Raw genomic sequence first — 25997 nt, 5'->3', positions numbered from 1 at the left:
GCAAGGTCTTTTGCTGTGATACGAAGGCAGACTCCATTTGTAACATTAGCCGTATAATAAAAAGGTCCTTAACTTCGAAAATATCTTAGGTTTAGGAAGTAGCTATACACTTCTGAAGAGTAGGTATGTCTATATACAAACTTACCCAAGGATACGTTAATGTTCGTAAACTTGGGTAAGATTTTATAGATATTGTTTGGAGAGGACTTAGAATTCACACTCGTTTCTTTATAGTCAATGCTATTACTTAATCAATGATTCCGGATCCAGATGACCTGCTTCGATATCCTTGAAGTAACGGTAAGTACCTACTTTCAACTCTTCCGTAGCAGCATCGTCACAAACGATAATACCCTTTTCGTGCATCTGCAAAGCGCTGATAGTCCACATCTGAGTGATAGAACCTTCTACTGCATGATACAATGCGCGGGCCTTATTGTGACCATTTACGATAATCATCACTTCTTTGGCAGAAAGCACAGTGCCTACACCAACAGTCAGAGCTGTCTTCGGAACTTTGTTAATATCGTTGTCAAAGAAACGGGAGTTCGCAATGATTGTATCCGTAGTCAGCGTTTTCTGACGGGTACGGGAAGTCAGTGAAGAACCCGGTTCGTTGAATGCAATGTGTCCGTCTGGACCAATGCCACCCATGAAAAGGTCGATGCCACCATAAGACTTAATCTTTTCCTCGTAACGTGCACACTCTGCATCCAGGTCGGGAGCATTACCGTTCAGGATATTCGTATTTTCCTTTTTGATATCGATATGGCTGAAGAAGTTATTCCACATAAAAGAGTAATAGCTTTCCGGATGTTCTTTCGGCAAGCCTACATATTCATCCATATTGAATGTTACGACGTTCTGGAAAGAAACGATTCCTTTCTTATTTAAATCGATCAAAGCTTTATACATACCCAGAGGTGAAGATCCCGTAGGACAGCCCAATACAAAAGGTTTTTCCGGAGTTGGGTTGGCAGCTTTTATTTTTGCGGCAACGTAATGTGCAGCCCACTGAGATACGGACTGATAGTCCGGCTGAATAATAAGTCTCATAAGTCGATTGTTTTATAGGTTAGTAAATAATTGTTCATTCTTTATTTAGCGGTCTTTTTTCAAGCGGTCCGCCATCGCACGTGCCAGATTCTCACATTGGGTATAGGTAATATCCTGCATCGCCTGTTTCATCTCTACCGGATCGCCTACCAGCTCGAACTTACTCTTTTCCGCAAATTCAGCCATACGCTTCACAGCAGCTCCTGCCCAAGTGAAGGAACCGAAGTAGCCCAGATAACGTCCTTTGAGTTCGCGAACCAGAATCTTGGACAATAACGATTCCACTTCCGGGAAAATCTGATTACTGTATGTCGGAGAACCGATAATCAATCCTTTATAACGGAAAATATCTGCAAGAATATAAGAAGGATCACTCTTCGTCACATTGTGCATCACAATATTCCTGATTCCCTGTGCTGAGAGTTCCGCAGCAATAGCTTCCGCCATCTGTTCCGTATTTCCATACATACTGCCATAAGCGATAACCACACCTTCGTCCGCATCATAACGGCTCAAGCGGTCGTAGATACCGATCACCTTGGAAATATTCTCTGTCCATACCGGTCCGTGTGTAGAGCAAATGGTAGTGATGGGCAGTCCTCCCAACTTTTGCAGGGCTTTCTGTACCGGACTACCGTATTTGCCAACGATATTGGAGTAGTAACGCACCATTTCGCCCCAGTACTTATCTACATTGATACGGGTATCCAAAAATCCTCCGTCTACAGTGCCAAAGCATCCGAATCCGTCACCGGAGAAAAGGATTCCGTCCGTTTCATCAAATGTCATCATCGTTTCGGGCCAGTGCACCATCGGGGTCATATAGAAACGAAGCATATGCTTGCCTAATGCAAGGAAGTCTCCGTCTTTCACCAGATATTGCTCACCGGTAACACCGTAGAATCCTTCAATCATGCCGAAGGTTTGTTTATTGCCGACAATAATAATATCCGGATAGTGCTGTTTAATCAATCGGATGGAGCCCGAATGATCCGGTTCCATATGATTTATAATCAAATAGTTAATAGGACGTTCGCCGATTACTTGCTTGATCTTGCGCAAGTAGACTTCAAAATAACAGATATCTACAGTATCCACCAACGCCACCATTTCATCATCAATCAAATAAGAGTTATACGAAACTCCATAGGGCAACGGCCATAACGCCTCAAAACGGTGTTTATTACGGTCATTTACTCCCACATAGTGGACATTTCCTTTAATTCTTGTTTTCTGTTCCATTCTTCAACTTTAATTAATTTCTGCTCACCAGCTATGATCCTCTGAGGACAGAGATTTATTCTGTGGTGAAGTTATCTTCCGCAAAAATAACTCTTTTTTCTGAATCCCTGTACTTCTTACCTTGATAAGCTCCCCTTTCTTTCATTCTTTTTTGCAAACGAGTTACAAATTCATAATTCTTCAGTCCCCAGTCCGGAGCAATCAGTAGTTCCTTGGGAGACTGCGAAACAAAACGTTCCAATACCAGATCCGGACGAAGATGCTCTACATAGTCAATCACCAGGTCAATATATTCGTCCACTTCCGTAAACAGATGAAAACCTTCCGGATTCTCTTCGTATTCATGCGCCATGCGAGTACCACGAATCAACTGTAACTGATGAATTTTGAGTGTGGACAGAGGAAGCGCGGAAAGGATTCCTGCCTGCTCTACCATTGTATCATGTGTCTCTCCCGGAAGACCGAGGATGACGTGCCCGCCCGTCAGTATGCCACAGGCGGCGGTACGCTGAACAGCCTCTACCGTATCCGCATACGTATGTCCGCGATTGATACACCGCAAAGTTTCATCACTGGCACTCTCAATGCCATATTCCACCATCAGGAATGTATGGCGGTTCAGTTCTTCCAGATACCGGAGCAGTTCTTCCGGCATACAATCCGGACGCGTACCGATCACCAATCCTACTACCCCGTCTACCTGCAGCGCCTCTTCATATTTACGTTTCAGTCCTTCCAGTTCTGCATAAGTATTGGTATATGCCTGGAAGTACGCCAGATATTTCATCTCCGGATATTTATGGGCAAAGAAACATTTCCCCTCCTCCAGTTGGGTAGCAATCGACTTTTCCGTCCGGCAATAGTCCGGGTTGAAAGTCTGGTTATTGCAATACGTACAACCGCCCCATCCCTTCGTCCCATCCCGATTGGGACAAGTAAAGCCGGCATTTAATGATATTTTCTGCACTTTGTAAGGAAAATGTTTTCGCAGAAAGGTTGGGAAATCATTATATTGTATTTGATAAGACATATCTATTTAATTCATTTGTTATTTGTGTGGCAAACATAAGAAAAAACAGCGAGTTACGGAAAGATGCCCCAAAATATCTTCAATATATTAAAAAAAACATAAAGTGCATAAGATAAATTAATATTTATTGCGAAAGCAGAAACTATTTAGTTAGTTTTGTGTGATTTTAAGCATTGACGGGAGGATACTTGTGAAAGTCTTGTGCAATTATTCCCCAATTATGATTTCATCTCACCATACCCCATGCGACTCTCGTCAATAAACTATCCTCTTTATGTTCTAAAAACAGAATATAAAGAGGATTTTTAGCATAAGCAGGCAGACAAGACAGCGAAAGGGAGGAAAAAATAGGCAAACTTTCGTATTATCCGTTCAATGTAGCGTCCGGGCTTCTTGTTTTCCATCCTTTTACTTATTTTTGTTCTGACTAAAATGAAAATATTATGAAACGCCCATTTTTCTTCCTTATCATTCTATTAAGTTATTGTACAGCAATAGCCCAACCAATCTATCAGATCAAGCATTATTCTGTTAACGACGGAATGTCACAAGGAATAGTCAGGACTATAATACAGGATAAGAAAGGATTCCTGTGGTTCGGCACCTGGAACGGACTCAATAAATTCGACGGATATACGTTTAAGAACTACAAGACATCTTATAAAGATGCATATATCCTAAATACCAACCGACTTAATCACATTGTAGAAACTAAATACGGTGATATCTGGTGCCAGACTTATGATGGACGTGTTTATTTGTTTGACAACCAGACGGAGCAGTTCGTTGATGTCCTTCGTAACATGGAGGAATCCATGAAACAAAATAACGATATGAGCCAGATATTTTCTCTCCCGAAAGGAATATCTTGGATTGCATTTGAAAACGGCTATGTCGCCCGTATAGACGAACAGCTCTGCAAGCAAGGAGAAGGAATCACTTTATACAGTACTTTCAACCAGAATCTGAAAGGAAATCATATACAAACAGTCTTTGAAGATTCTGAGGGAGACGAATGGATTCTCACCGATAAGGGAGTTTCCATTATCGGTGAAAAGCAGATTGACAGCGACTTCCCGTTCCAGTATATCAAGGAAGCAGACGGAACGATTTACCTGATCTCGCAAGCAGATAAGATGGCGTCTTATAACCTGAAAACCCAAAAATTCAAATTCATTGAAATCCCCTACTCTATTTCTTATATTTATGAAGTCAAACAGCTTGATCGCAATATCTTGTCCTTTGCTACAGAAAATGGGCTGCTCCTTTATAGGACAAAAGAAAATGAATTTGAGTTGATCGATATACGTACGGCAACACAGCCTTCAAATATTGTGCAATCAGTATATCAGGACCGCCATAAAGAACTATGGGTATTTCCCAAAGCCGCGGGAGTAATTCGATATAATCCTTCCACCAAGGAGATGCAACACTTATTCACCCCGGCAAATGAGGTGATCCGATATGAGCGAAAGAATAAGAATGTCATTTTCGAAGATAATCAGAATGTCTTATGGATTCTCCCACCGGAAGGAAACTTTTCTTATTATGATCGTGACAAAAAACGACTGATGCCGATGCTCACAGACGTAAACAATCCAAAATCAGTCTACAGCCCTTTCGTCCGTTCATATACATTGGACAATCAGGGCAACTGCTGGCTGACAAGTACGCGTGGTGTTAACAAAATATCTTTCTTCCCACATACGTACAACCTGATTCATATAGACCATGGATTTGAAACCCGTGCTTTCTTGTGCGATAGCGAAAAAAGACTCTGGACTTCTTCAAAAGCCCAAGTAATCAGAATCTTCGGACCGGACGGACAGCTGGAAGGTTACCTCACTCCACAAGGAAAAATCAGTAAATCTCCCCAAAGTTTCACAAGCGCATACTGCTTTCTGGAAGATCATGAAGGCAATATATGGATGGGAACGAAAGAAGACGGTATTTACCTGTTAAAAAAGAAAGATAAGGATTCTTACTATATACAGCAGTTCGTACATCAATCCGATAATCCGTACAGTCTGAGCGGTAACAGCATATACAGTATTTTCCAAGACAGCCGCAAACGCATTTGGGTGGGATGCTATATCGGCGGAATAAACCTGCTTACTTATACTAAAAACGGGGATATAGAGTTTATTCACAGTGATAATGAATTAAAGAATTATCCCACAAGCTATGCTTCGAAAGTCCGCCACATTTCCGAAGCTCCGGGCGGTGTACTGTTAGTGGGAACCACCAATGGACTACTCACCTTCTCCAATCAGTTTGAAAGACCGGAGGAAATCAAATTCTACCGTAATTGTTGTGAGTCAGGAGTAAGCACCAGTTTAAGCGGCAATGATGTGATGTATATTTATACCGACAGACTCAAACGCACTTATGTAGCCAGCTTCACGGGAGGTATCAGTCAGATCATATCGAAAAACCTGCTCAGCAGCAAGATAGAATTCAAGACCTTTACCACAGACGACGGGCTGGCTTCAGACCTGGTACAAGCCATGCAGGAAGACCTTCAGGGCAATCTATGGATACTTTCAGAAAATGCAATTTCCAAGCTCGACCCGCAACGGACTACCTTCGAGAATTACGGGCTGAGCTCCTTGCATCAGGAATTCAGCTTTTCTGAAGCAGGTCCTGTATTGAATGCACGCAATCAGATCGTATTCGGGACCGACAAAGGATTCATTGAGATCTCCCCCGAAGAAATGAAGAAAAGTACATATATTCCTCCGATAGTTTTTACCGGTCTGAAAGTACAAGGTCAGTCTTCTACCATAGCAATTGATGATCTGAAAGAATTGCACCTCAAACCGTCTCAACGTAATGTTACTTTCCAGTTTGCCGCACTCGATTATGTGGACTCCAAAGAAATCCGGTACGCTTACCGTCTGAAAGGTCTGGAAGAAGAATGGAATGACGTAGACAAAAGCCGTTCTGCCAGCTACATCAATCTGCCGAACGGCAAATACCTGCTTCAGGTCAAGTCTACCAACAGCGACGGAGTATGGATGGACAATATACATACTTTATCTATCAACGTATTGCCTACCTTCTGGGAAACAGCCTGGGCATGGTTGCTTTATATCGTCCTCTTTATTCTTTTTACCGGCTGCATCGTTTATGTACTTTTCTACATTTACCGCCTGCGCCATCAGGTAGATATTGAACAACAATTATCAAATATCAAGCTACGCTTCTTTACCGATATTTCTCATGAACTCCGTACTCCGCTGACACTGATCAGCAGTCCGGTCAACGAAGTGCTGGAAAACGAAGACTTGTCTCACACAGCACGTGAGCACCTGACAGTAGTACAGAAGAATGCCGAACGCATGCTACGTCTGATGAATCAGATTCTGGATTTCCGGAAGATACAGAACCAGAAGATGAAAGTTCTTGTAGAAAAGACTGACCTGATCTCATTACTTGAAAAAGTAATGGTCAGTTTCCGCCTTATTGCTGAAGAAAAGAAGATTGACTATCGGTTGCAGACTAACCTCAAATCTATTCATGCTTGGATAGATCGGGATAAGTTTGAAAAGATATTCTTCAACCTGATATCCAATGCCTTTAAATACACGCCTGCCGAAAAAGCGATTACGATAGAAGTGGCCACACAAACGGACAAAGTGATTATTACCGTTGCAGACGAAGGCATCGGCATCGAACCTACCAAGCTACGTTCCTTATTCCAGCGTTTCGAGACTCTAGCACGTTACAACATGCTCCAACCGTCGTCCGGCATCGGACTTTCACTAGTGAAGGAAATGGTGGACATGCACCACGGCACCATCGAAGTAACCAGCGAACCGGGATCCGGAAGCCGCTTCACTGTGACCCTACCTCTTCAGAAAGAAGTATTCGAGCAAGACGGGCAAGTGGAATTTATTCTGAACGACAGTCAAATCTCAACGCCTCATCCGGTAGATAGCATGAAGACGCCCGAAGAAGTGGAAGTAGCAGCAGCAGAAGAAGAAGAAATAGAAGAACCCGACAGTAATGCTGACCCCGACTGTCTCTCCATCTTGGTAGTAGAGGATAATGAAGAACTGAAAGCTTTCCTTAAAAGTATCTTATCGGAAAGCTATACCGTTATCACCGCCTCCAATGGAGAAGAAGGATTGCAACACGCTATAGAAAACATACCTGATCTGATTATCAGCGATGTAATGATGCCGGTTATGGACGGTCTGGATATGATCAGGCAAATCAAAGAAAATAATAGCATCTGTCACATCCCGATCATCGTTCTTTCCGCCAAGGCTTCACTGGACGACCGCATCGCCGGACTGGAACAAGGGATAGACGACTATATCACCAAGCCTTTCAGCTCCACGTATCTGAAAACGCGCATCGCCTCCCTGCTTCGCCAACGCAAATCACTGCAAGAGATTTACATGCTAAAACTGACAGAAGGAAAAGATATAGTAACCGCTGACAACCTCAACGCTTTCACACCTTCTCAACCCCAGATCACTCCTTACGACGAGCAATTCATGCAAAAAGTAATGGAATTTATGGAAGAGCAGATGGATAATACAGAGCTGACCATCGATGAGTTTGCCGAACGACTGATGCTAAGCCGCACTATATTCTACCGGAAACTAAAGTCAATCATCGGACTGACTCCTGTAGATTTCATCCGTGAGATACGAATAAAACGAGCCGTCCAACTGATAGACAGCGGAGAATACAACTTCTCGCAAGTAGCCTATATGACAGGATTCAACGATCCGAAATATTTCAGCAAATGTTTCAAGAAGGTTATAGGAATTACACCATCGGAATATAAAGAGAAGAAAAAATAAATCCACTTTTTCTACCGGATATTCCCCGCTAAAATAATGAAAAGCCCGTACTATTGCAATCTCAAATCTATAACCAAAAAAACAAGAAAATGAAAAAGCAATGGATCATCGCCTGTCTCACCGGAATCTTCGCGATCAACGTACAGGCGCAACAACCAAGCAAGTATCCCTATCTGGATACACGACTGACTGCTGAGCAACGGGCAGACGACCTCCTTCAACGCCTTACGCTAGAAGAAAAAGTAGCATTGCTGCAAAACGGTTCTCCGGCCATCCCTCGCTTGGGCATCAAACCATATGAATGGTGGAACGAAGCACTGCACGGGGTAGCCCGTTCCGGACTGGCAACCGTCTTTCCACAGGCAATCGGTATGGCGGCTTCTTTTAACGACGGATTACTGTATGAAGTATTCGATGCCGTATCCGACGAAGCACGCGCCAAAAACCGGCATGCCAACGAGAAAGGACAATACAAACGCTATCAGGGACTGACCATGTGGACTCCGAACGTCAACATCTTCCGTGACCCGCGCTGGGGACGCGGACAGGAAACTTATGGCGAAGACCCTTACTTGAGCGGACGTATGGGTATGGCAGTAGTCCGGGGACTGCAAGGACCGAAAGATGCCGAATACGACAAGCTCCATGCCTGCGCCAAGCACTTTGCCGTACACTCCGGCCCCGAATGGAACCGCCACAGCTTTAACGCGGAAAATATAGCACCGAGAGACTTATGGGAGACTTATCTTCCTGCTTTCAAAGACCTGGTGCAGAAAGCAGACGTAAAAGAAGTGATGTGTGCCTACAATCGCTTCGAAGGTGAGCCCTGCTGTGGAAGCAAACGATTATTGACTCAGATTCTTCGTGAAGAATGGGGATTCAAAGGGATTGTAGTCACCGATTGCGGCGCAATCGGAGATTTCTTTCTGAAAAGGAAGCACGGTACTCACCCAGATGCCGCCCATGCCTCGGCAGATGCAGTATTGAGCGGAACAGACCTTGAATGCGGCGGAAACTTCAAAAGCATCACCGAAGCCGTACAGAAAGGATTGATTTCCGAAGAAAAAATCAACGCCTCCGTCAGAAGATTACTAAAAGCCCGCTTCGAACTGGGGGAAATGAACCCGACTCATCCCTGGAGTGAAATTCCATATTCAATAGTGGACTGTCCCGAACATAAAGAACTGGCACTGAAAATGGCGCACGAAAGCCTGGTATTGCTTCAGAACAAGAACAACCTGCTTCCCCTGAACCGTCAGATGAAGGTAGCTGTCATCGGGCCCAATGCCAACGACTCTGTGATGCAATGGGGCAACTACAACGGTTTCCCCTCGCACACCGCCACCCTGCTGGAAGGAATATGCGCCAAACTATCTCCGTCGCAGATCATCTACGAACCCGTATGCGGTTTGACAAATGATACGACTCTGCACAGCCTGTTCAATCAATGCAGCATAGACGGGCAGGCAGGTTTTACCGCCACTTACTGGAACAACCGTGAATATAAAGGTGAGATTGCCGCCACCGACCGGCTGACTACTCCTTTCCATTTCAACGCGGATGGTGCTACGGTATTCGCTCCGGGTGTAGGACTTAAAAACTTCACAGCTATTTATCGTACTACTTTCTGCCCGACAGCTTCCGGCGCCGCCACCTTCCGGTTTATGACAAACGGAGGAATCACCCTGCTGCTCAACGGAAAACAAGTTGCGGAAGGTACCAATATCAAGAGCCACACCAATCTGTACTCTTTCAAGTACGAAGCCGGAAAGAGTTATGATATCGAATTGCGTTTCATTCAGGTAAAGGATAACCCAGCATTAAGTTTTGACCTTGCCCGATTAACTCCCATGGATGCCAAAGAGATTATTAATAAAGTAAAAAGCGCAGATGTGGTCATCTTTGCCGGTGGAATCTCACCATTGTTGGAAGGAGAATCCATGAGAGTATCCGACCCCGGATTCAAGGGAGGCGACCGCACAGAAATTGAACTACCTGCCATTCAGCGCAAAGTCCTCGCTCTGCTGAAGAAGAACGGAAAGAGAGTGATCTTTGTCAACTTCTCCGGTTCGGCTATGGCAATGGTGCCCGAAAGTGAGAACTGCGATGCGATTCTACAGGCATGGTATCCCGGACAGGCTGGCGGTACTGCCATTGCAGACGTGCTTTTCGGAGACTATAACCCTGCCGGACGCCTGCCTGTCACATTCTATAAGAATATGCAGCAATTACCGGACTATGAAGATTATTCCATGAAGGGGCGTACCTATCGTTTTATGAACGAAACGCCGCTCTTTCCTTTCGGGCATGGTTTAAGTTATACCCGTTTCTCGTATGGAAAGGCCGAACTCAACCAGTCGAAAGTCCGTAAAGGTGAAAAGGTGGTACTGACTATTCCGGTCAGCAATATCGGGCAGCGGGATGGCGAAGAGGTAGTACAGGTTTACATTTCCCGTCCGGATGATAAAGAAGGTCCTCAGAAAACACTTCGCGGCTTCCAACGGGTCAGTATAGCCAAAGGAAAAACAGAAAATGTATGCATTGAGCTTCCATACGATTCATTCGAATGGTTCGATACTGCTACCAACACTATACATCCTTTAGCCGGAACATATAAAGTGCTTTACGGAAGTAGCTCAAACACCGGTGATTTACATACGGTCAACGTCCAGGTTCAATAGACAGTTAAGGGATTAATTAAAGGGGCTGACTAAAAAGTCAATAGTATCTTAAATCTCCTCCTTCGGGAAGCTACCCTTTATACACATCTTTAAATCCTTACAAATTGGAATATTTAAAGGTGTTATTAGGAAAAAAAAGATTAAATAATGACTATGCTTACCATGAATAGCCTTAATTAATTTAACTCTTTATATGCCTATTTCTTAAAAAAAATAGATGTGTATAAAGGGTAGCTTCCCGAAGGAGGAGATTCGAGATAGAATCGACTTTTTAGTCACCCCATCAAGCTCTACATAAACAAAAAAAGTATTTTCATCTTTCACCTATCACCTTATTCCTTCAAAGTGTGTATTCATCGTGCTTTACGGCTGGTGAAAGATCGGTGACAGATCTATTTCCAATCTTTCATCTTTCACCCGACATCCTATATTACTTGTCATGTCAAGTATTAATAGATAAGTTCTGTTATATTAGAAGTAAACTTCCTTTGCTCTAATAGAAAAGATATCTTTCTTTAGATATAAACTATAAATGCAAGTTGCGTTTATAGATTATCTTTAAACAAAAACAAGTTTACTATTAGAGAAAAAGAAGTTTGCAAAGGGAGAAGAGGAACTTTTCTATTAATAGATGACAGGAAGAACAGCATACAAAGTCAGGAACGGGTCTATCAGTTTCATTCTATTAATATATAGGGATCAAAAAAAAGCGAAGGATTGAATAAATGTATATGCAACCCTTCGCAGATCATTACTTGTTTATGGTAAGTAGCCGTTTCGCAAAGATCGAATCGTATTCTTTTCCATTAATGGTTATACCTGTTGCATTCTCAATTTGAATCGTCAAATCATCTGGAGTCTTAACCTCAATATTCTCCATATTCACTTGATCGACACGGTTGATAAAGATGCCTTTCTTCGCATTGGTTACCACCATATTCTTGATAGAGATATTTTTGATAGGCATTTCGGGAAGCCCATTGAAGAAAACGGCCCGTCCTGCACCTTTGCAGAATATATTCGAAATAAAAATATCCTTGAAAGCCGGTGTTTCTTCACTGATATCAGGAACAGGCTCATCTTTTCCGCTCTTGACAGCATAGTACAAATCAGCAACCAGCACATCATTCGGGATGTCGATCATGTTTATATTATCAATATAGATATTCTCGACAACACCGCCACGGCCTCGGGCACTCTTGAATCTTAACCCCACATCAGTACCAATAAAAGAACATCCCGATACATATACATTCCGGACACCACCGGACATTTCACTGCCGATGACGAATCCTCCATGACCGTGCAACACTGTATTGTTCTTAACAATCACATTCTCACAAGGTTCTCCACGTCTGCGTCCGTCCGCATCCTTTCCTGATTTCAGACAGATGGCATCGTCGCCGGCATCAAAAAAGCAATTCGTTATCAGTACATTCTTACAGGATTCCACATCCAGCGCATCTCCATTCTGCGAATACCACGGATTGAATACTTTTACATCATTCAACGTCAGAGACTCACAGGACAAGGGATGAAGACACCAACTTGGCGAGTTCTTGAAAGTCACACCTTCCAGGAACACCTTCTTGCTCTTTACAATACTCAACATGACAGGACGCAACCAACTTTTCATCTCTTCCCAGTCTCCATCGTTGAGGTCTATCCGTTTATTTCCCCAGTCTGCCATAAGCATCGACGCTTTCAAAGCTCCTTCATTGGGATACCATACCTTTCCGTCCTTATCAACAGTTCCTCCTGAGTTCACCAGGTTTTTCCATTGTCCTTCCGTCATTTTCCCTTTCTTGACAGGACGCCAACTATTTCCTGCTCCATCAAAAACACCATGGCCAGTGATAGCGATATTCTCCGCACTCATTGCTGAAATAGGTGATTGACAGCGCCTTGTATCCAGTCCTTCAAAGGACGTTTTAATAATTGGATAGAGAGACGTGTCACTGCTAAAGACAACAAGCGCATTCTTTTCTGCATGCAGATTGACGTTACTCAAAAGAATGACAGGTCCGGTCAGCCACAGGCCTTCCGGAATAATGACTTTACCGCCTCCTTTGGCATTTACCGCTTTGATAGCATTGTTAATCGCTTCCGTATTCAATGTCACGCCGTCACTTTGCGCTCCGAAGTCACGAATATTAACTTGATAATCAGGAAAAGAAGGTTGCTCGACTTTAGGCATCGAGAATGGAAGGTCTTTATATACGTCTTCCACATCCTTCGCTGTATTTTCCGGATTCGAATATGTCTGGCAAGAAGTCAATAGCAAGAGACTTGCCAACACTATTTTCAATTCCTCTTTCAAAAATGTATTCATTTCTTTACTTATTATTATCATAATCCTATTGAAATTCAATATATACCTGCCGCTTGACCCTTGCATCGGATTTTCGGCTTAGTCTCCTGTTAACGAAAAAGAAAAGCCTTAAGTGTAAGTTTACATATTCGTTAGCTGTGCAAAGATTCGCAAAAAACAAGAATTCCGGGTGGAATATCTAATCGAAAGAGTGGAAAATAGCCCCCGAATTCCTTTTCCAAGGGCTATTTCATATATAAAGGTAATATCCCCCCTTATTCGGCGTTTTCTTAACGATCAGTTATACCCAGCCCGATTAAGGTAGCCAACGAGTATCACCTGCACGGTTAGTCACAATCGGAGAACTTGGATCTTTAATTGTCAGATTACCATTTTCCGGATCAACAAAAAGATCGGCTGCTGTAATATCCAAATCGATTGCATTCATCTTACCACCGCCAAGAGCATAATCCACCGTTGTATAGTTATTCGAATAGGATGTAGTAGTATTGGCGGCAAGTGAACTCAGTTCACCGCACGGTGAAGCAAGCACAAAACTTTCAATCACCAGTTCAGAACCAACTGCGGACGAAATATTAATCATTCGCTGATTACGACAGTAATTATAGACGGTTACATTCTTAAATTCCAAATGTATCGGTTTATCCAGATAAGGCGCATAGAAAACATTCCCCCATCCATATCCATCTGTCCCGTTATTATCTCTGCTAAACGTACAATGCCGGAACGTAGCTCGCTCAATATGGTCATAAGAAACACTGTTGTCCTTATCATATGACTGGAAGTTAAACGTACCATAGCATCCTGTCTGCCATCCACATTGATCGAACAGGCAGCCTTCCATTTCGAAGTTTATCAGGTATTTCGCATTAGCTCCCTGATGACGCCAGAAACCACGTCTGATGCTGACAAAATTACAGTTGATAAAGCTGACGTTCTCCATTGTATAAGCATTGCCGGTATTGAAGAAGTAATTGTTATTCACTTCTTGTCTGAATTCAACATTTGAAAATTCCAGGCTGGATATGTAGGAACCGGAAAATATATTCCATGAACCCTCCATGGTAACTACCGGTTTCTCACCTTCTGTGCTACCTACCAATCGGAAGCCTTTCTTAATTGAGAATGGAGTCACGCGATAAGCAGAACCTGCCGGCAGAAAGTATTCGGTACCCTCCGGAATATCTGCATTATCGTTATTTTCTTTCAGCATTGTCGATAAATCATCATCCCAACCGACTTCGATAGAACCTGCTGCCGGTCCGGCAGTACGCAATGTCACCTGATTATAAGGTTTATCATACTTACGAGGCTTTCCGGTATCATAAATATTCACTGTATACAATGTATTCTTCTCCAAGTCTGTTATATCCGCACGGCCTTGCTCCTTTTCATCTTCAGTAAGATAACGGGAAACAAACGCTGCGTCGCTCATTGCCGGCATTACACTGATACTGTCTACCGGATTCTGCGGGTCTACTTTCCAACGAATGACTGCGGAGTTCTCCGTAATCTCTGTTTTTGAAACATCTTCCAGCAATTTGGCATATGCGGGCCGGGCCTCAGTAGAAGCATTGGTATAAGTCCATTGTGAATTATGCATAGCATTTTCCGCATTACAACGTACACGGATATAAAATGTAGTCCCATAAGGAATATCGTCCAGAAATACGAATGGATCGGTAGTATCCACTGTCATAAACAGACTTTTATAATAAGTATCCTGATGCAATTCTACCGTATAAGACACCGCATCATTCACCTTATACCACACCAAAGCTATGGAATTGCTTTTTACTTCCGGTTTTTCCAAGACCAATCTGGGCTGAAACAGATCGTCTATCTTGTTATATTTATCGTCCTCGCAACTGGTGAAAAGTGTTCCCCACAACAGAGCAGGTATTACAACCATCGTTAATCTATATAATAACTTTATCATAACGTTCATTTTTACTGATTAATATCCATAATAGTTCCGAATCAATCCCCGATGGTCTGTGATCACCTTTGAAGGATATGGGCATAAATACCTCAACGGATCAGTCGGTTTCACGACTTTATCATTATTCATGTTGATAAATCCTCTAAAGCTCCATGAGATATCTTTCATTGTTTCAAACTGCTGGGTTTCCGTATTCAAGATTCTCCAACTGGCAGCATATTCCAAAGTAGTGTATCCCGCAGGTCTACCGACTCCCGGTCCGTATTCATCAATTCCGATAATGTCCAGAATAGTTCTGTCCGGTTGTTTGGGATCGGGTATCGATTTATAATAAATATTCTCAGGCACTTTTTCGATTCCTTCCACATAGGTTCCATCTGCTACCAATCCCCAGTTAATCATTTCAAAATAGAGATTATAGATGACTTCACTATATTTATTCCATCTTGCCAAATCATACTTACGGATGCCTTCTCCACCAAATTCCCATTTACGTTCGTTCATAATCGCTTTGAAAAAATCTTCTTCATTGTTCAGTTTTTCTACGTACGTTTCTACTTTATCAGCCCACAGAGAAGAAGCAAAAGCACGGCGCCTTACTCTCTTCAAAGCTTCCTTGGCGTCATCACGCGGACCAAAACGTTCGTTTACTGCTTCGGCATACATCAACAGTACATCGGCAAACCTCATCCGCACACTATTAATACCTGTTCCGGCACCACTGGACGCTCCTAAAGGAGATTCCATTTTTAACTTCGACCATTTACCAACTCCCATAGCAGAGAATCCCATATCGATTTCCTGATTCAGATTCTTATCATATTTATAAGGAGCACAAGTGACATCACGACGCAAATCTTCTTTATCAAATGAATAGACATAAGTACCGCCAAAATACAGGTAATTTCTCGCACTTCCATATTCATGCTTGTCTCCGGCGATCGTTACACCTACATTATAACCATAACGACTAGTCACACTTTTCAGCATCGGAACCGCAAAGAGAATATCATCATTCTTTGCCGTATTCCAGTTGCACTCATTATACCATAAATCTTCAAAACTCTGTTTCAAGTCATGTTTACCCTCTTTGATTACCTTGCCCAGATAAGTGATAGCTATGTCATAGTAATGCTCGAAATTGTCACCACGCTCCATGTACCCTACACTAGCCGGTTTGTCCTTATCGGGACGCAAAGCCCAACCTCCACGATACAATGCCAATTGTCCGATCAATGCCTGGCAATACTCGCGGGATGCACGTTCCACACCATAATCAAGATCGGCGGCATACTTCATCATCGGTTCTGCTTCAATCAATTCATCAATCAGATATTCCAGAATCTTATTCCGGTCTGTCGTACCTACACCGAAGAAATCATCGGTCGACTTAGATGGTTCTGTAACAAATACGACATCTCCCCATGTCCGAATCAGATCCAGATAAAGCATGGCCCGAAGAGTTTTTACTTCTCCATACATTTGTTGAACCTCAGTAGGTTCTTCCGCTTTTACCTGAACATAGAATAACGGAGATTCCTCCAATCCCTTTATAAAATCGTTTGCATAATTGATAGTAGAATACATTCTATTCCAAGTATCGTTTAATACTGTCCAATAAGGTCTTGAATCAAAGCAGCCGATATCTGCTCCTGTAGAAGCTACCGTATTATTTTTAAAAGATGTCAGTTCCACATCTGTATTGGTATTCAGACCACTCGCAAAATTACTTCCGTACATTCCGTCTTCTGTCATTGCAGAATAAATCCGGGTCATCAAAGCTTTAATCTCATCTTCCGAAGATAAGACATATTCGGGGAGAAATCCTGAAGGAGTTTCAACATCTAGAAAATCATTGCAAGATGTGAAAGAAAGCATCGTACAGGCGATGGCTGAATATAATAGTTTCTTATTCATTGTTCTTCCATTTTAGTTGATTAATTAAAAGGTCAGTTGCGCACCAAATGTATATGTGCGACTTCTCGGATATCTGTCATGGTCAATATTCGGTGTCAAGCCGGTAGCTATATTCACCTCAGGATCGTAGCCGCTATACCCGGTAATTGTAAACAGGTTGTATCCTGTTACGTAAAAACGTACTTTGCTCAATCCCACTTTTCTGGTCCAGGTATGCGGTAATGTATACCCGATTGTAGCTGTATTCAAACGAAGGAATGAACCGTCTTCCACCGCATAGGACATTGCAAGGGGACGTCCGATGGAAGTCGGATTCCACATGGTCGCATTTTTATTAAATTCTGCCAGAATCTCCGGACTGTAACGGATTTCATTACCCATATCATCAAAGTTGCGCCAACGTTTCCGGGAAGAAATATCCATACTGAAGTTATTGTAATTATTACTTGCCCATGTAGTCATCATCACTTTATTGGCATTGAATACATCAAAGTCGTACATATAGTTGAAGAATACATAGCAGTCGAAACCTTTATACGTAGCATTCAATCCGAATCCACCGGAGAATTTCGGAGTTGTATTACCGATAACCGTACGGTCTTCATCGGTCAATGTATAAGGATTAGCGCTGTTCTCGTCAACCGGAGTCAATTTCTTAAACTTAGCGTTACCGGGTCGAGGTTCACCTGATAACGGGCTGGAGTTTACAACCCCATCTTTCAGATGCCAGGTTCTGGACTTTTCATCAAACGAATCAAAATCATCTACTGTATAGAAACCATCATTTACAAATCCGTACATCAAACCGCTTGTACCACCTACATAAGCACGATAGTCATCTGTGTTCAACAACTGAGAGCCTGCCCAATTGGAAGAAAGTATCCATTCTTTCTCACCGTTTGCCAGCTTATCAATCTTATTCTTATTACGAGCGATATTGAATGTTGCATTCAACGTAAAATCCGGACGGTCGATGATATAACCGGTCAAAGACAATTCGATACCACGGTTAGAAGTCTGTCCTACATTCGTCATTATCTTCGTATATCCGGTATATCCTGGGATATCTGAAGGAACCAACAGGTCTTTAGTCGTATTAAAATAGAAATCCAGATTTCCACTCAAACGTTCTTTAAAGAAACCAAAATCAATACCAATATTGCGGGTAATGGTTGTTTCCCACTTAACATCCGGATTGTACAAGTAGTTAGTGTTATAGAATTTATAATAATAACGGCTCGTTTCAGCCCAACCTGCCGGACGACTGCTGCTGATTCCATAAAGTTTCTTGTAAAGGTCGGAAGGAATACGGTCATTACCGGAAATACCATAACCTAATCTCAATTTCAAATTAGATACAGTAGGGTTATCTTTCAAAAAGTCCTCATTGGACATACGCCATGCTACAGATCCTGCCGGAAAGAAGCCCCAGCGATTATTAGAAGCAAACTTTGATGAACCATCGCCACGCAAAGTCAACGTAGCAAAGTATTTTTCATTATATCCGTAATTGATACGACCGAAAAAGGAAGAAATGCGTACCGGTGAATTTGCAGAGGATGAATTTTCATAAGGAGTACCTAATGATAAATTATCAAATGCTTTTTCCGCAGTAGTGCTCTTTGGGAAAAAACGAGTAGTATAAGTCTTACTACTTGATACGGAACTCTTGATTTCTTGTCCAAGCATCAATTGAATATCATGTACATCTTTCAACATAAAGTTGTAGTTAAATACATTTGTAAGCTGCCATTTGGAACCTTGAGACATGCTCCATTCAGCCACCGGCTGATTGGAGTTATTTTTAGCAGTACTCGTATCGGTTCCCCAGAAACGGCGTGACTCCTGAGTATTGTTTTCAAAGCCAAACTCCGTACGGAAAGTCATACCTTTCATGATATTCCATGTCAATGCCCCCATTGTATTAAGAGATTTGTTGATTCTCTTCTTATAGTTTTTCTCTGATTCCTCTTTTGGATTAAAACGAGTTACTTCATCCAACTGATCAGGATCATAGTAAGTATCATCTTCGGGCAATGTCATATATTCATCCAGTCCCTCGGTGGGAGCCTGGCGAAGAGCATTCAGCAAGCTGACACCATCCGTACCGGAACCATTCACTTCTTTATGCAACAGCCGGGTACGATATTCAAAAGTAAGGAACTTAAATAATTTGGTATTAATAGCCACGTTCAGGTTATTCTGCTTCAATCCGTTGCCCACCATCACACTAGGCTGGTCCTGATGGATAAATGAAACTTTATATTTTGTTTTCTCTGTACCACCATTAATGCTAAGGTCTACATATTTGGCCACCGGATTAGTTCCAAATACTTCGTCTTGCCAGTCTGTTCCTTCATCTCCCTGATAAATATAGTACTCATAAGCTCGTCCATACTTGTTATAAAACCCTGTCGGATTGGAACTTTTCTGACGAGCATTTTCGAACTGCATCAATACATACTCATAAGGATCCATTACATCCAGCTTATTTGACAGAGTTTTTGTTTGCAAATAGGTATTAAGATTGATAGAAACGCGCCCTTCTCTGGCTTGTTTGGTAGTTACCAGAATGACACCATTGGCACCACGGGCACCATAGATAGCTGTAGAAGCGGCATCCTTCAGTACATCAATTGACTCTACATCTGTCGGTGGAATATCATTCAAGCTACTAACTTCAAATCCATCTACCAAAATAAGCGGACTATTATCCTGTGTAATGGAACCTCCACCACGTACAAGAATCTTAATCTCCGCATCCGGTGAACCATCTACTGACGTTACCTGTACCCCCGGCAATTTTCCTACAATAGCTTCAGCAACAGAAGCAGTGGGAACTTTTTCCAAAACCTTGCCCGATACACTTGCTACAGAACCTGTCAGGCTACCTCTTTTCTGTGTACCATAACCGATTACTACCACGTCATCCAATTGTCCGATTGCTTCCGTCATCCGGATATGAATGCCGGAAGTACGCCCTTTCAACGGTTCTTTCACTTCATTCATTCCGACATAACGCACGATCAGAACTGCCTTATCCACATCGGGAACACTCACCAGCGTAAAATTCCCATCTATATCAGTAGTAGCACCTACCTGTGTGCCTTGTACCATCACTGCGGCACCGATCACCGGTCCGAAGTTATCTGTCACCGTACCGGTGACGGTCTGTGCGAAACCACTGACCGTTACCAATAACAGGGTGAATATACTTATGATTAGTTTATTCATTATAGTATTTTTTTAAGTTACTTATTCAAATAGTACTTTTGCCTTATTTAATCGTTCCTCCTTGAATCTGGGCATAGACCAGATGCTGAACCAAGTTGTGTAGATATACCTCCAGATTAGAATAGCGTGTATCCAGAGTGTAAGCGGCAGCATCATCCGGATTCTCTTTATCCAATCCGTATGCGTCTTCCCAAATATCTGGAATTCCATCTCCATCCGAATCTTTTAAGCCCTCCGGTGCCATATTATTATTTGTCAGTTCGGGCCATGCACTTGCTGCTCCTGCCGGTTTCACATCATTCGGGATATCGATCAATCCGGGTGCGTTGGCAGCATTCTCTGTCACACTACCGATATATGTAGCCGTTCCAGTACGAGTTTCTTCCGCAATACGAATGTCGATAATATCGCGTTGTTTGGAACATCCGGCATAGCCTACTACAAGATCAAATGCTTGTTCCGCTGAATGGGTGGTAATCATACCTGTTGCCAACGGAGTAGTGAGATGCATAGCCACTTTAACTTCATCAGTAAAAGTATTATCACATTTTGAATTGTCAATCTGTTCATAAATACCTTTGGTCCAATTATCTGCAGTAACTTCCGCATTACCTTCCATTACATTTCCGTCTACAAAGAACGTTCCCCATTTATGCATCATCGGATACCATGTATTCGGAGTACCATCTTCGTTATGACAATAATCTTGGGTTCTGACACCAATTCCGGCAATACGATAACTTATGTATTTATCTTTCGGAGTAGCAGGTCCCGGTTTGTAATAGTTGTTCACGATATTCACATTCATACCTTCACCGCCATAACATCCGTTTCCAGCCCAATTGTAGAATACATTATTACGCATATCCATGTATTCGTTTTCCTGAGTCTTCGGACGCGGACCAAGACGGGGAACCCGACTTTCATGGTGTGCCAACAAGTTATGGTGATAAGAGACATTAGTTCCGCCCCAGTTTCCACCATATCCATGTTTTCCTTTACCATGCCCGGCTGTACGAAGACTTTCGGAAGCAATACACCATTGAATGGTCAGGTTTTCACCTCCATATACAGATAAACATTCGTCTACACTCCAACTGACAGAACAATGGTCAATAATTATATTCGTATTTTCCATACCTCCCAGTCCATCAGGTTCTCCACCACCTTCATTTCCTACCCGGAAACGCAAGTATCGGAGTATGATATTGTTTGAAGCAAGTATCACAGGATAAGTAGCAATACAAATACCTTGTCCCGGAGACGTTTGTCCGGCAATTGTCAAGTTACCGCGAGTTATCTTCAAGTCACTCTTCAAGAAAATAGTACCCGCCACATCAAAAACAATCGTACGAGTGTCGCGTTGGTTAACAGCATAACGTAACGTTCCTTCCTGGTCACCGTCCTCCAAGGTTGTCACATGATATACTTTTCCTCCTCTGCCACCGGTGGTTATACGACCAAATCCTTCTGCTCCCGGAAAAGCCAATAGAGTAGTCATATCATCCCCGATTGTTACATTCGGTTTACCATATTGAAGAACTTCTACTGTTTCTTCCAAAGCAGCATTTCTTACTTTAATCCTGGCTATTCTGGGTAAATCAGAGTGGTCATTATCAGCAACATCCAAGACTATTTGAGAAGAAGTTGATTCATCTTTATTCCAGGTAAGCCATTCATTATCAATATCAATATTATACCTGGCACCTTCTCTGTCTCCTAAGTCAACAGGAATAATCAACTTATTATTGCGATACGGTAATGCATACTCCTTATATTTCAGATCCAAATAAGCATCAGATACTTCTTGAGTCAGTTCTACAGTCCTACTTAATACATAATCGCCTACGGTTCTGAAAACAATCTCACCTTTTCTTTCCACATCAACATTAGGGTCAATCATAAACTTGCATTCAGTAGTCGCAAATGCTCTGGCATCAGGATTTTCTACTTTTTTAATCCAAGAGTATTCTTCCGCAATATATACTTCCCATTCTACGTTGGAAACAACTGTTACTAACAATTCACCACCTTCATAACTTATTTCATCAGTAGGATAATCCAGTAAAATATCAGGATCGGTGCCTAGTTGCTCTACAGCTATCTCCTGTTCCTGTTTAGAATCAGCATTTGACAATGCAATCTTGATCTTTCCTTCACGCTTTGCGTCATCCGTATTTTCTGTGAAGAACAAACGAAGGTCACTATTTCCGCTGCCACTAGTCTTTGAAAGAGTTAGCCAGCCACTATTGCTGCTCACAACTTCGGCAGTCCAATCGCCGGAAGCAGTCACGTTGATAGTAAAAGATCCTCCTACATTGGTAAGCTTTACCTCATTCTTTGAGACTTCCAGGTTTTTCGCTGACACTACTTCGTTCTTCTCATCATCCGAACTACAAGCCCAAAGGAATCCTGCTAATAATATCATTAGATATGATCTCATATTCTATATATCTATTATTCGTTTATACTCTGGTTACTATTTAATCCAATGCGGGTCACCAATATTCTTAGTATATACCTCTGAACTCTTATCCTTAATAGTCAGATCCCTATTCTCAACATCAGTAAAAAGACCGTCCATTGATGTTGTTTCGAGCGGAAGTTCATTATCGTTTACTCCCCAGGTATTCATAACAAAACCTTGCGTATGATAATTGTCCGTAAAAGTGCGGTTTGTTACATTTCTCAGATTAAACCACGTACCACTACCAGGTCCGGATATACCACTGAAGAGATTATTCTTAACAGTCAATGCAAAACTACTGGTCTTTTTCGGTGATAAATCGAAGAAGGTCATGCCCACAGGCGCCATTCCAATGAACGTACAATGTTCAATGGTAATGCTCAAGTCACCAGTCATTGAACCTAAACCTGTAATCAATGCTTTCGTCAGATTATTCGCATGGAAAGTAGAGTTCCTGAATATGAAATTGTAAATAGGAGCATCTTGTTTAGTTGACAAACCGAATAATCCGCTACCGCTGGAATTCAGACCGAAGAAACGGCAATCATCAATAATAAGGTAATCGACAGTCTGTGCAAGTCCTGCATTCACTTCTTGATACCACATGGTACGTCCGAGATCACTGATATCACAGTTCTTCAATGAAATTTCCTTCACATGGAACTGCTGATTCTTGAACTTAAAGAAGTCCGAATCTGTTGTTTTTATATTCAGATTTTCAAAATGAATAGCATCAATCTTATTATCTCCGGTAGAAATACTCATATTACCCATTTCCATATAGGCAAGTTCCTGTCCGCTCATCGGCTTTTCTCCCAGTATATATAAGCTCTTCGGTAAATCAGACTGTCTTTTTAAGTTATAAGTTCCCCCTGCTTTCAAGAAGAGCTTTACATCCGTCACTGTAGCATCTACCATCATCGCTTTGCATATCTGTTCCAGATTTTCTTCCGGATTGACGTATCTATAACCTTCCGGTATTCTCATCGGAGCCTCCGGATTTATTTCTTCATCGTTCCAGCCTTCAGAAGCAATGGTCACTTTATAATCCTGAATCATAGGCTCATCTGCATTATTCAAAGCAAATGCCACCTGTGTGGTATCATCAGGCAATATCGGGAATGTACCATCTATAGTCTTTGACTGTATCACATTGTTATTCTGATCCAGATAATCAATGCGGACTCCCACTTCTTTACCTACTGTCTGGGTTTCAAACAATACCATGTCGTCCGTATAGTTCACGCCACCGCTATTAGTCGATTTATCACGAATGACTTCAACCGGAGTCTCTATGTATTTAGCTTCTGATATTTTATAAGCCGAGATAGGGCAAGAAAGTACGGCACGCACTGTAGAATAGCGTTTGTCCGCTTTCTTGTCTGTCGCTCTCAGACGGAGCACTCCTGTCCGGCTATACATACGGATACTCAACGGATCGTTGAACGGAGAACTGTATTCCACCGGTGCTGAAATATCATATTTAACTTTTGCACCCATATCTTGCCGGATAACAATATCATTCAGATTGTCCGGACAGGGTATCGAATCTGTCTGAATAGTCGATATAATCCTATATTTCCCGTTAGGCAACTGAAACCGATAGTGGGAAGTATAATTCGCAAAATATTCCCCGTTTTCTTTGTATATGAAAAGAGGTTTGGTTGACAATCCGGTATTTACCGCCCACGGTTTGTCATTCAGGAATAATTCAATTTGCGTCACCACCGAAGTTGAGTATTTCTCATCGTCAGAGCAAGCGTACATACATAGCAGAAGCGTCAAGCCCGCTAAAGAATATAATATATTTTTTCTCATAAGACTCCTGTTTTAAAATTCAGATTCTTCTATTGTAAACGGTTGAACCAAGGAACTCTTGCTCACTACCGCACGGCTGCGGGCCCACGAATTCTGCAGATATGCTTCTTCCAGAATAGGCATGTAAACGGTAGAACGTTTGGAGGACTCAAAGGCGATTCCCGTATCAAGCGGGCTGTTTGTACGGTTCACTTCTTCCCCACCCTTCATGTACACTACATCGACTGAGGTTCTTGAATCAGCACTTGCCGTAGGGAACGAATAAACTGATGCACTGAAACCGGCAGCCTTATCGACACTGACCGTAACGTCTTCCTGCACACATGCACCGGTCTTTACCTTATAGGCAACGCCTACATTTGTAAAGGTTACATTCAAGTGATCAAACTGGGTAATACTATTTATTTCTTCCGCTGTCTCTCTGGGCTGAAATACCGCATGTCCTACCAGACGCTTCAATTCAAGACTAAGGCTATTGGCAGAATAATCGGAAGTAAAATCCTTAATTTCAGAGATGTACACCTGCTTCTGCGCATAAAGATCCTGATAGACTACTACTTTGGAAAGGCTGTCGGTATCAGTCAGACGATCGGCGTTCGCAACTGCGAAAGTCTGTAGATTCTCTCCCAAAGGAAGATCAACCTCCAAATTACCATCATTTAAAGGAAGGTTCTTGCCATATACCATAGAGTCCTTCAGATACACGTAAATTCCAATCTCCGTAATTCCCTCCTCTGCGAATGTTTCAAGACTTGCCCGGCTAAAGCCAACGCCAACAGGATGCGTTCCGGGTTCTTTAGGAAGCTCATTTAGTTCCCAACCATCATCTACTTGCTGAGAACAAGAGAAGAAAATCAGAAACGATGCAAATAAAATCTTTACTAGATGTCTCATAAATATTAGTTTATTTAATTTAAAGATATGCATAAATAAAAGAAGGAACCAATATTTGATTCTTTTCTTTAAAAGAAGGTTAATACTTTCAAGGTGCATTCATGCTTTGATGTAACAAGTTCATGTTTTTCATTTTGCTTAGATTTTCATTTGACATTGATGTTTTTTTCTCACTAAGATGAAAGTTATGCTCTTTCACAAGTGCAAAATTGAGAAAACATAAGCTAAATAAAGAGTAAGATTTAGTAGAAAAGGGGGATAAAACAGACTTGGACCAAATAGTACTCCCTATGTGTGCAATACCCTTAAAACAATGTCTCCCTTGAATGTTATCATCAAACATTCAAGGGAGATATCTCCAAAATCAATCGTTTTGAACGAAAAATCTGCCGTTCCTATTTGTTCTTCGCTTCGATTACTTCTTGTACCAAACGATTCAAATATACTTCACGGTTCGTAAATTGTCTATCAGGATCGACTGTTCTTAAACTTCCTATGTTCTCAATCCTGAAAGCCTTCTATTTTACTGTTGACATCTCATCATGTTACTATTCTATAATAATCTCG

12 protein-coding genes are annotated in these 25997 nt (G+C 42.1%); 2 read left to right on the top strand and 10 right to left on the bottom strand.

The window, feature by feature from the left end; translation table 11 throughout:
• Positions 1 to 243: 243 nt before the first annotated feature.
• The 3 genes from nagB to mnmL are packed head-to-tail and all read right to left on the bottom strand — an operon-like array spanning position 244 to position 3328.
• Entirely contained in the window at positions 244 to 1056 is an 813-nt protein-coding gene (gene nagB / locus NBH01_RS17765) for a glucosamine-6-phosphate deaminase (RefSeq protein ID WP_008761009.1), read from the bottom strand.
• Positions 1057 to 1101: 45 nt separating this feature from the next.
• Positions 1102 to 2298, bottom strand: a complete 1197-nt coding sequence (locus NBH01_RS17760; RefSeq protein ID WP_195584303.1) for an FprA family A-type flavoprotein — start codon at positions 2296 to 2298, stop codon at positions 1102 to 1104.
• A 55-nt stretch (positions 2299 to 2353) separates the two neighbouring features.
• Positions 2354 to 3328 carry a tRNA modification radical SAM protein MnmL/YtqA gene (gene mnmL / locus NBH01_RS17755; protein ID WP_225678988.1) on the bottom strand — a complete coding sequence of 325 codons (975 nt, stop codon included), beginning with the start codon at positions 3326 to 3328 and terminating at the stop codon, positions 2354 to 2356.
• 443 nt (positions 3329 to 3771) lie between these two features.
• On the opposite strand from mnmL, the gene NBH01_RS17750 reads away from it, so the two are divergent.
• Together NBH01_RS17750 and xyl3A are read left to right on the top strand one after the other, a co-directional pair.
• Positions 3772 to 8145 (top strand): hybrid sensor histidine kinase/response regulator transcription factor, encoded by a 4374-nt coding sequence (locus NBH01_RS17750; protein ID WP_225678987.1) that lies wholly within the window; start codon positions 3772 to 3774, stop codon positions 8143 to 8145.
• Positions 8146 to 8234: 89 nt separating this feature from the next.
• Positions 8235 to 10826, top strand: a complete 2592-nt coding sequence (xyl3A, locus tag NBH01_RS17745; protein WP_225678986.1) for a xylan 1,4-beta-xylosidase — start codon at positions 8235 to 8237, stop codon at positions 10824 to 10826.
• A 751-nt stretch (positions 10827 to 11577) separates the two neighbouring features.
• Here the strand turns inward: xyl3A and NBH01_RS17740 are convergent.
• The 7 genes from NBH01_RS17740 to NBH01_RS17705 all read right to left on the bottom strand — a co-directional run bounded on the left by NBH01_RS17740 (position 11578) and on the right by NBH01_RS17705 (position 25430).
• Positions 11578 to 13158: a glycoside hydrolase family 28 protein gene (locus NBH01_RS17740; protein WP_225678985.1), complete on the bottom strand. Its 1581-nt coding sequence runs from the start codon at positions 13156 to 13158 to the stop codon at positions 11578 to 11580.
• Between the two features lie 295 nt (positions 13159 to 13453).
• The gene (locus tag NBH01_RS17735) at positions 13454 to 15097 is read right to left on the bottom strand and encodes a DUF5123 domain-containing protein (protein ID WP_225678984.1); all 1644 of its coding nucleotides are present in this window, start codon (positions 15095 to 15097) and stop codon (positions 13454 to 13456) included.
• Positions 15098 to 15115: 18 nt separating this feature from the next.
• On the bottom strand, positions 15116 to 17017 hold the full coding sequence (locus tag NBH01_RS17730) for a RagB/SusD family nutrient uptake outer membrane protein (RefSeq protein ID WP_250700204.1): 1902 nt from the start codon (positions 17015 to 17017) through the stop codon (positions 15116 to 15118).
• A 24-nt stretch (positions 17018 to 17041) separates the two neighbouring features.
• Positions 17042 to 20251 (bottom strand): SusC/RagA family TonB-linked outer membrane protein, encoded by a 3210-nt coding sequence (locus NBH01_RS17725; RefSeq protein ID WP_225678982.1) that lies wholly within the window; start codon positions 20249 to 20251, stop codon positions 17042 to 17044.
• A 43-nt stretch (positions 20252 to 20294) separates the two neighbouring features.
• Entirely contained in the window at positions 20295 to 22694 is a 2400-nt protein-coding gene (locus NBH01_RS26705) for a BACON domain-containing protein (protein WP_309569205.1), read from the bottom strand.
• A 36-nt stretch (positions 22695 to 22730) separates the two neighbouring features.
• Positions 22731 to 24536, bottom strand: coding sequence for a DUF5123 domain-containing protein (locus NBH01_RS17710; RefSeq protein ID WP_225678981.1), 1806 nt, complete (start codon positions 24534 to 24536; stop codon positions 22731 to 22733).
• A 12-nt stretch (positions 24537 to 24548) separates the two neighbouring features.
• Positions 24549 to 25430, bottom strand: a complete 882-nt coding sequence (locus NBH01_RS17705; protein ID WP_225678980.1) for a hypothetical protein — start codon at positions 25428 to 25430, stop codon at positions 24549 to 24551.
• Positions 25431 to 25997: the final 567 nt, after the last annotated feature.

This window comes from Bacteroides sp. B1-V-101 (genome assembly GCF_023656585.1).
GTDB lineage: Bacteria > Bacteroidota > Bacteroidia > Bacteroidales > Bacteroidaceae > Bacteroides > Bacteroides thetaiotaomicron.
This window is presented reverse-complemented; position numbering and strand designations above follow the sequence as displayed.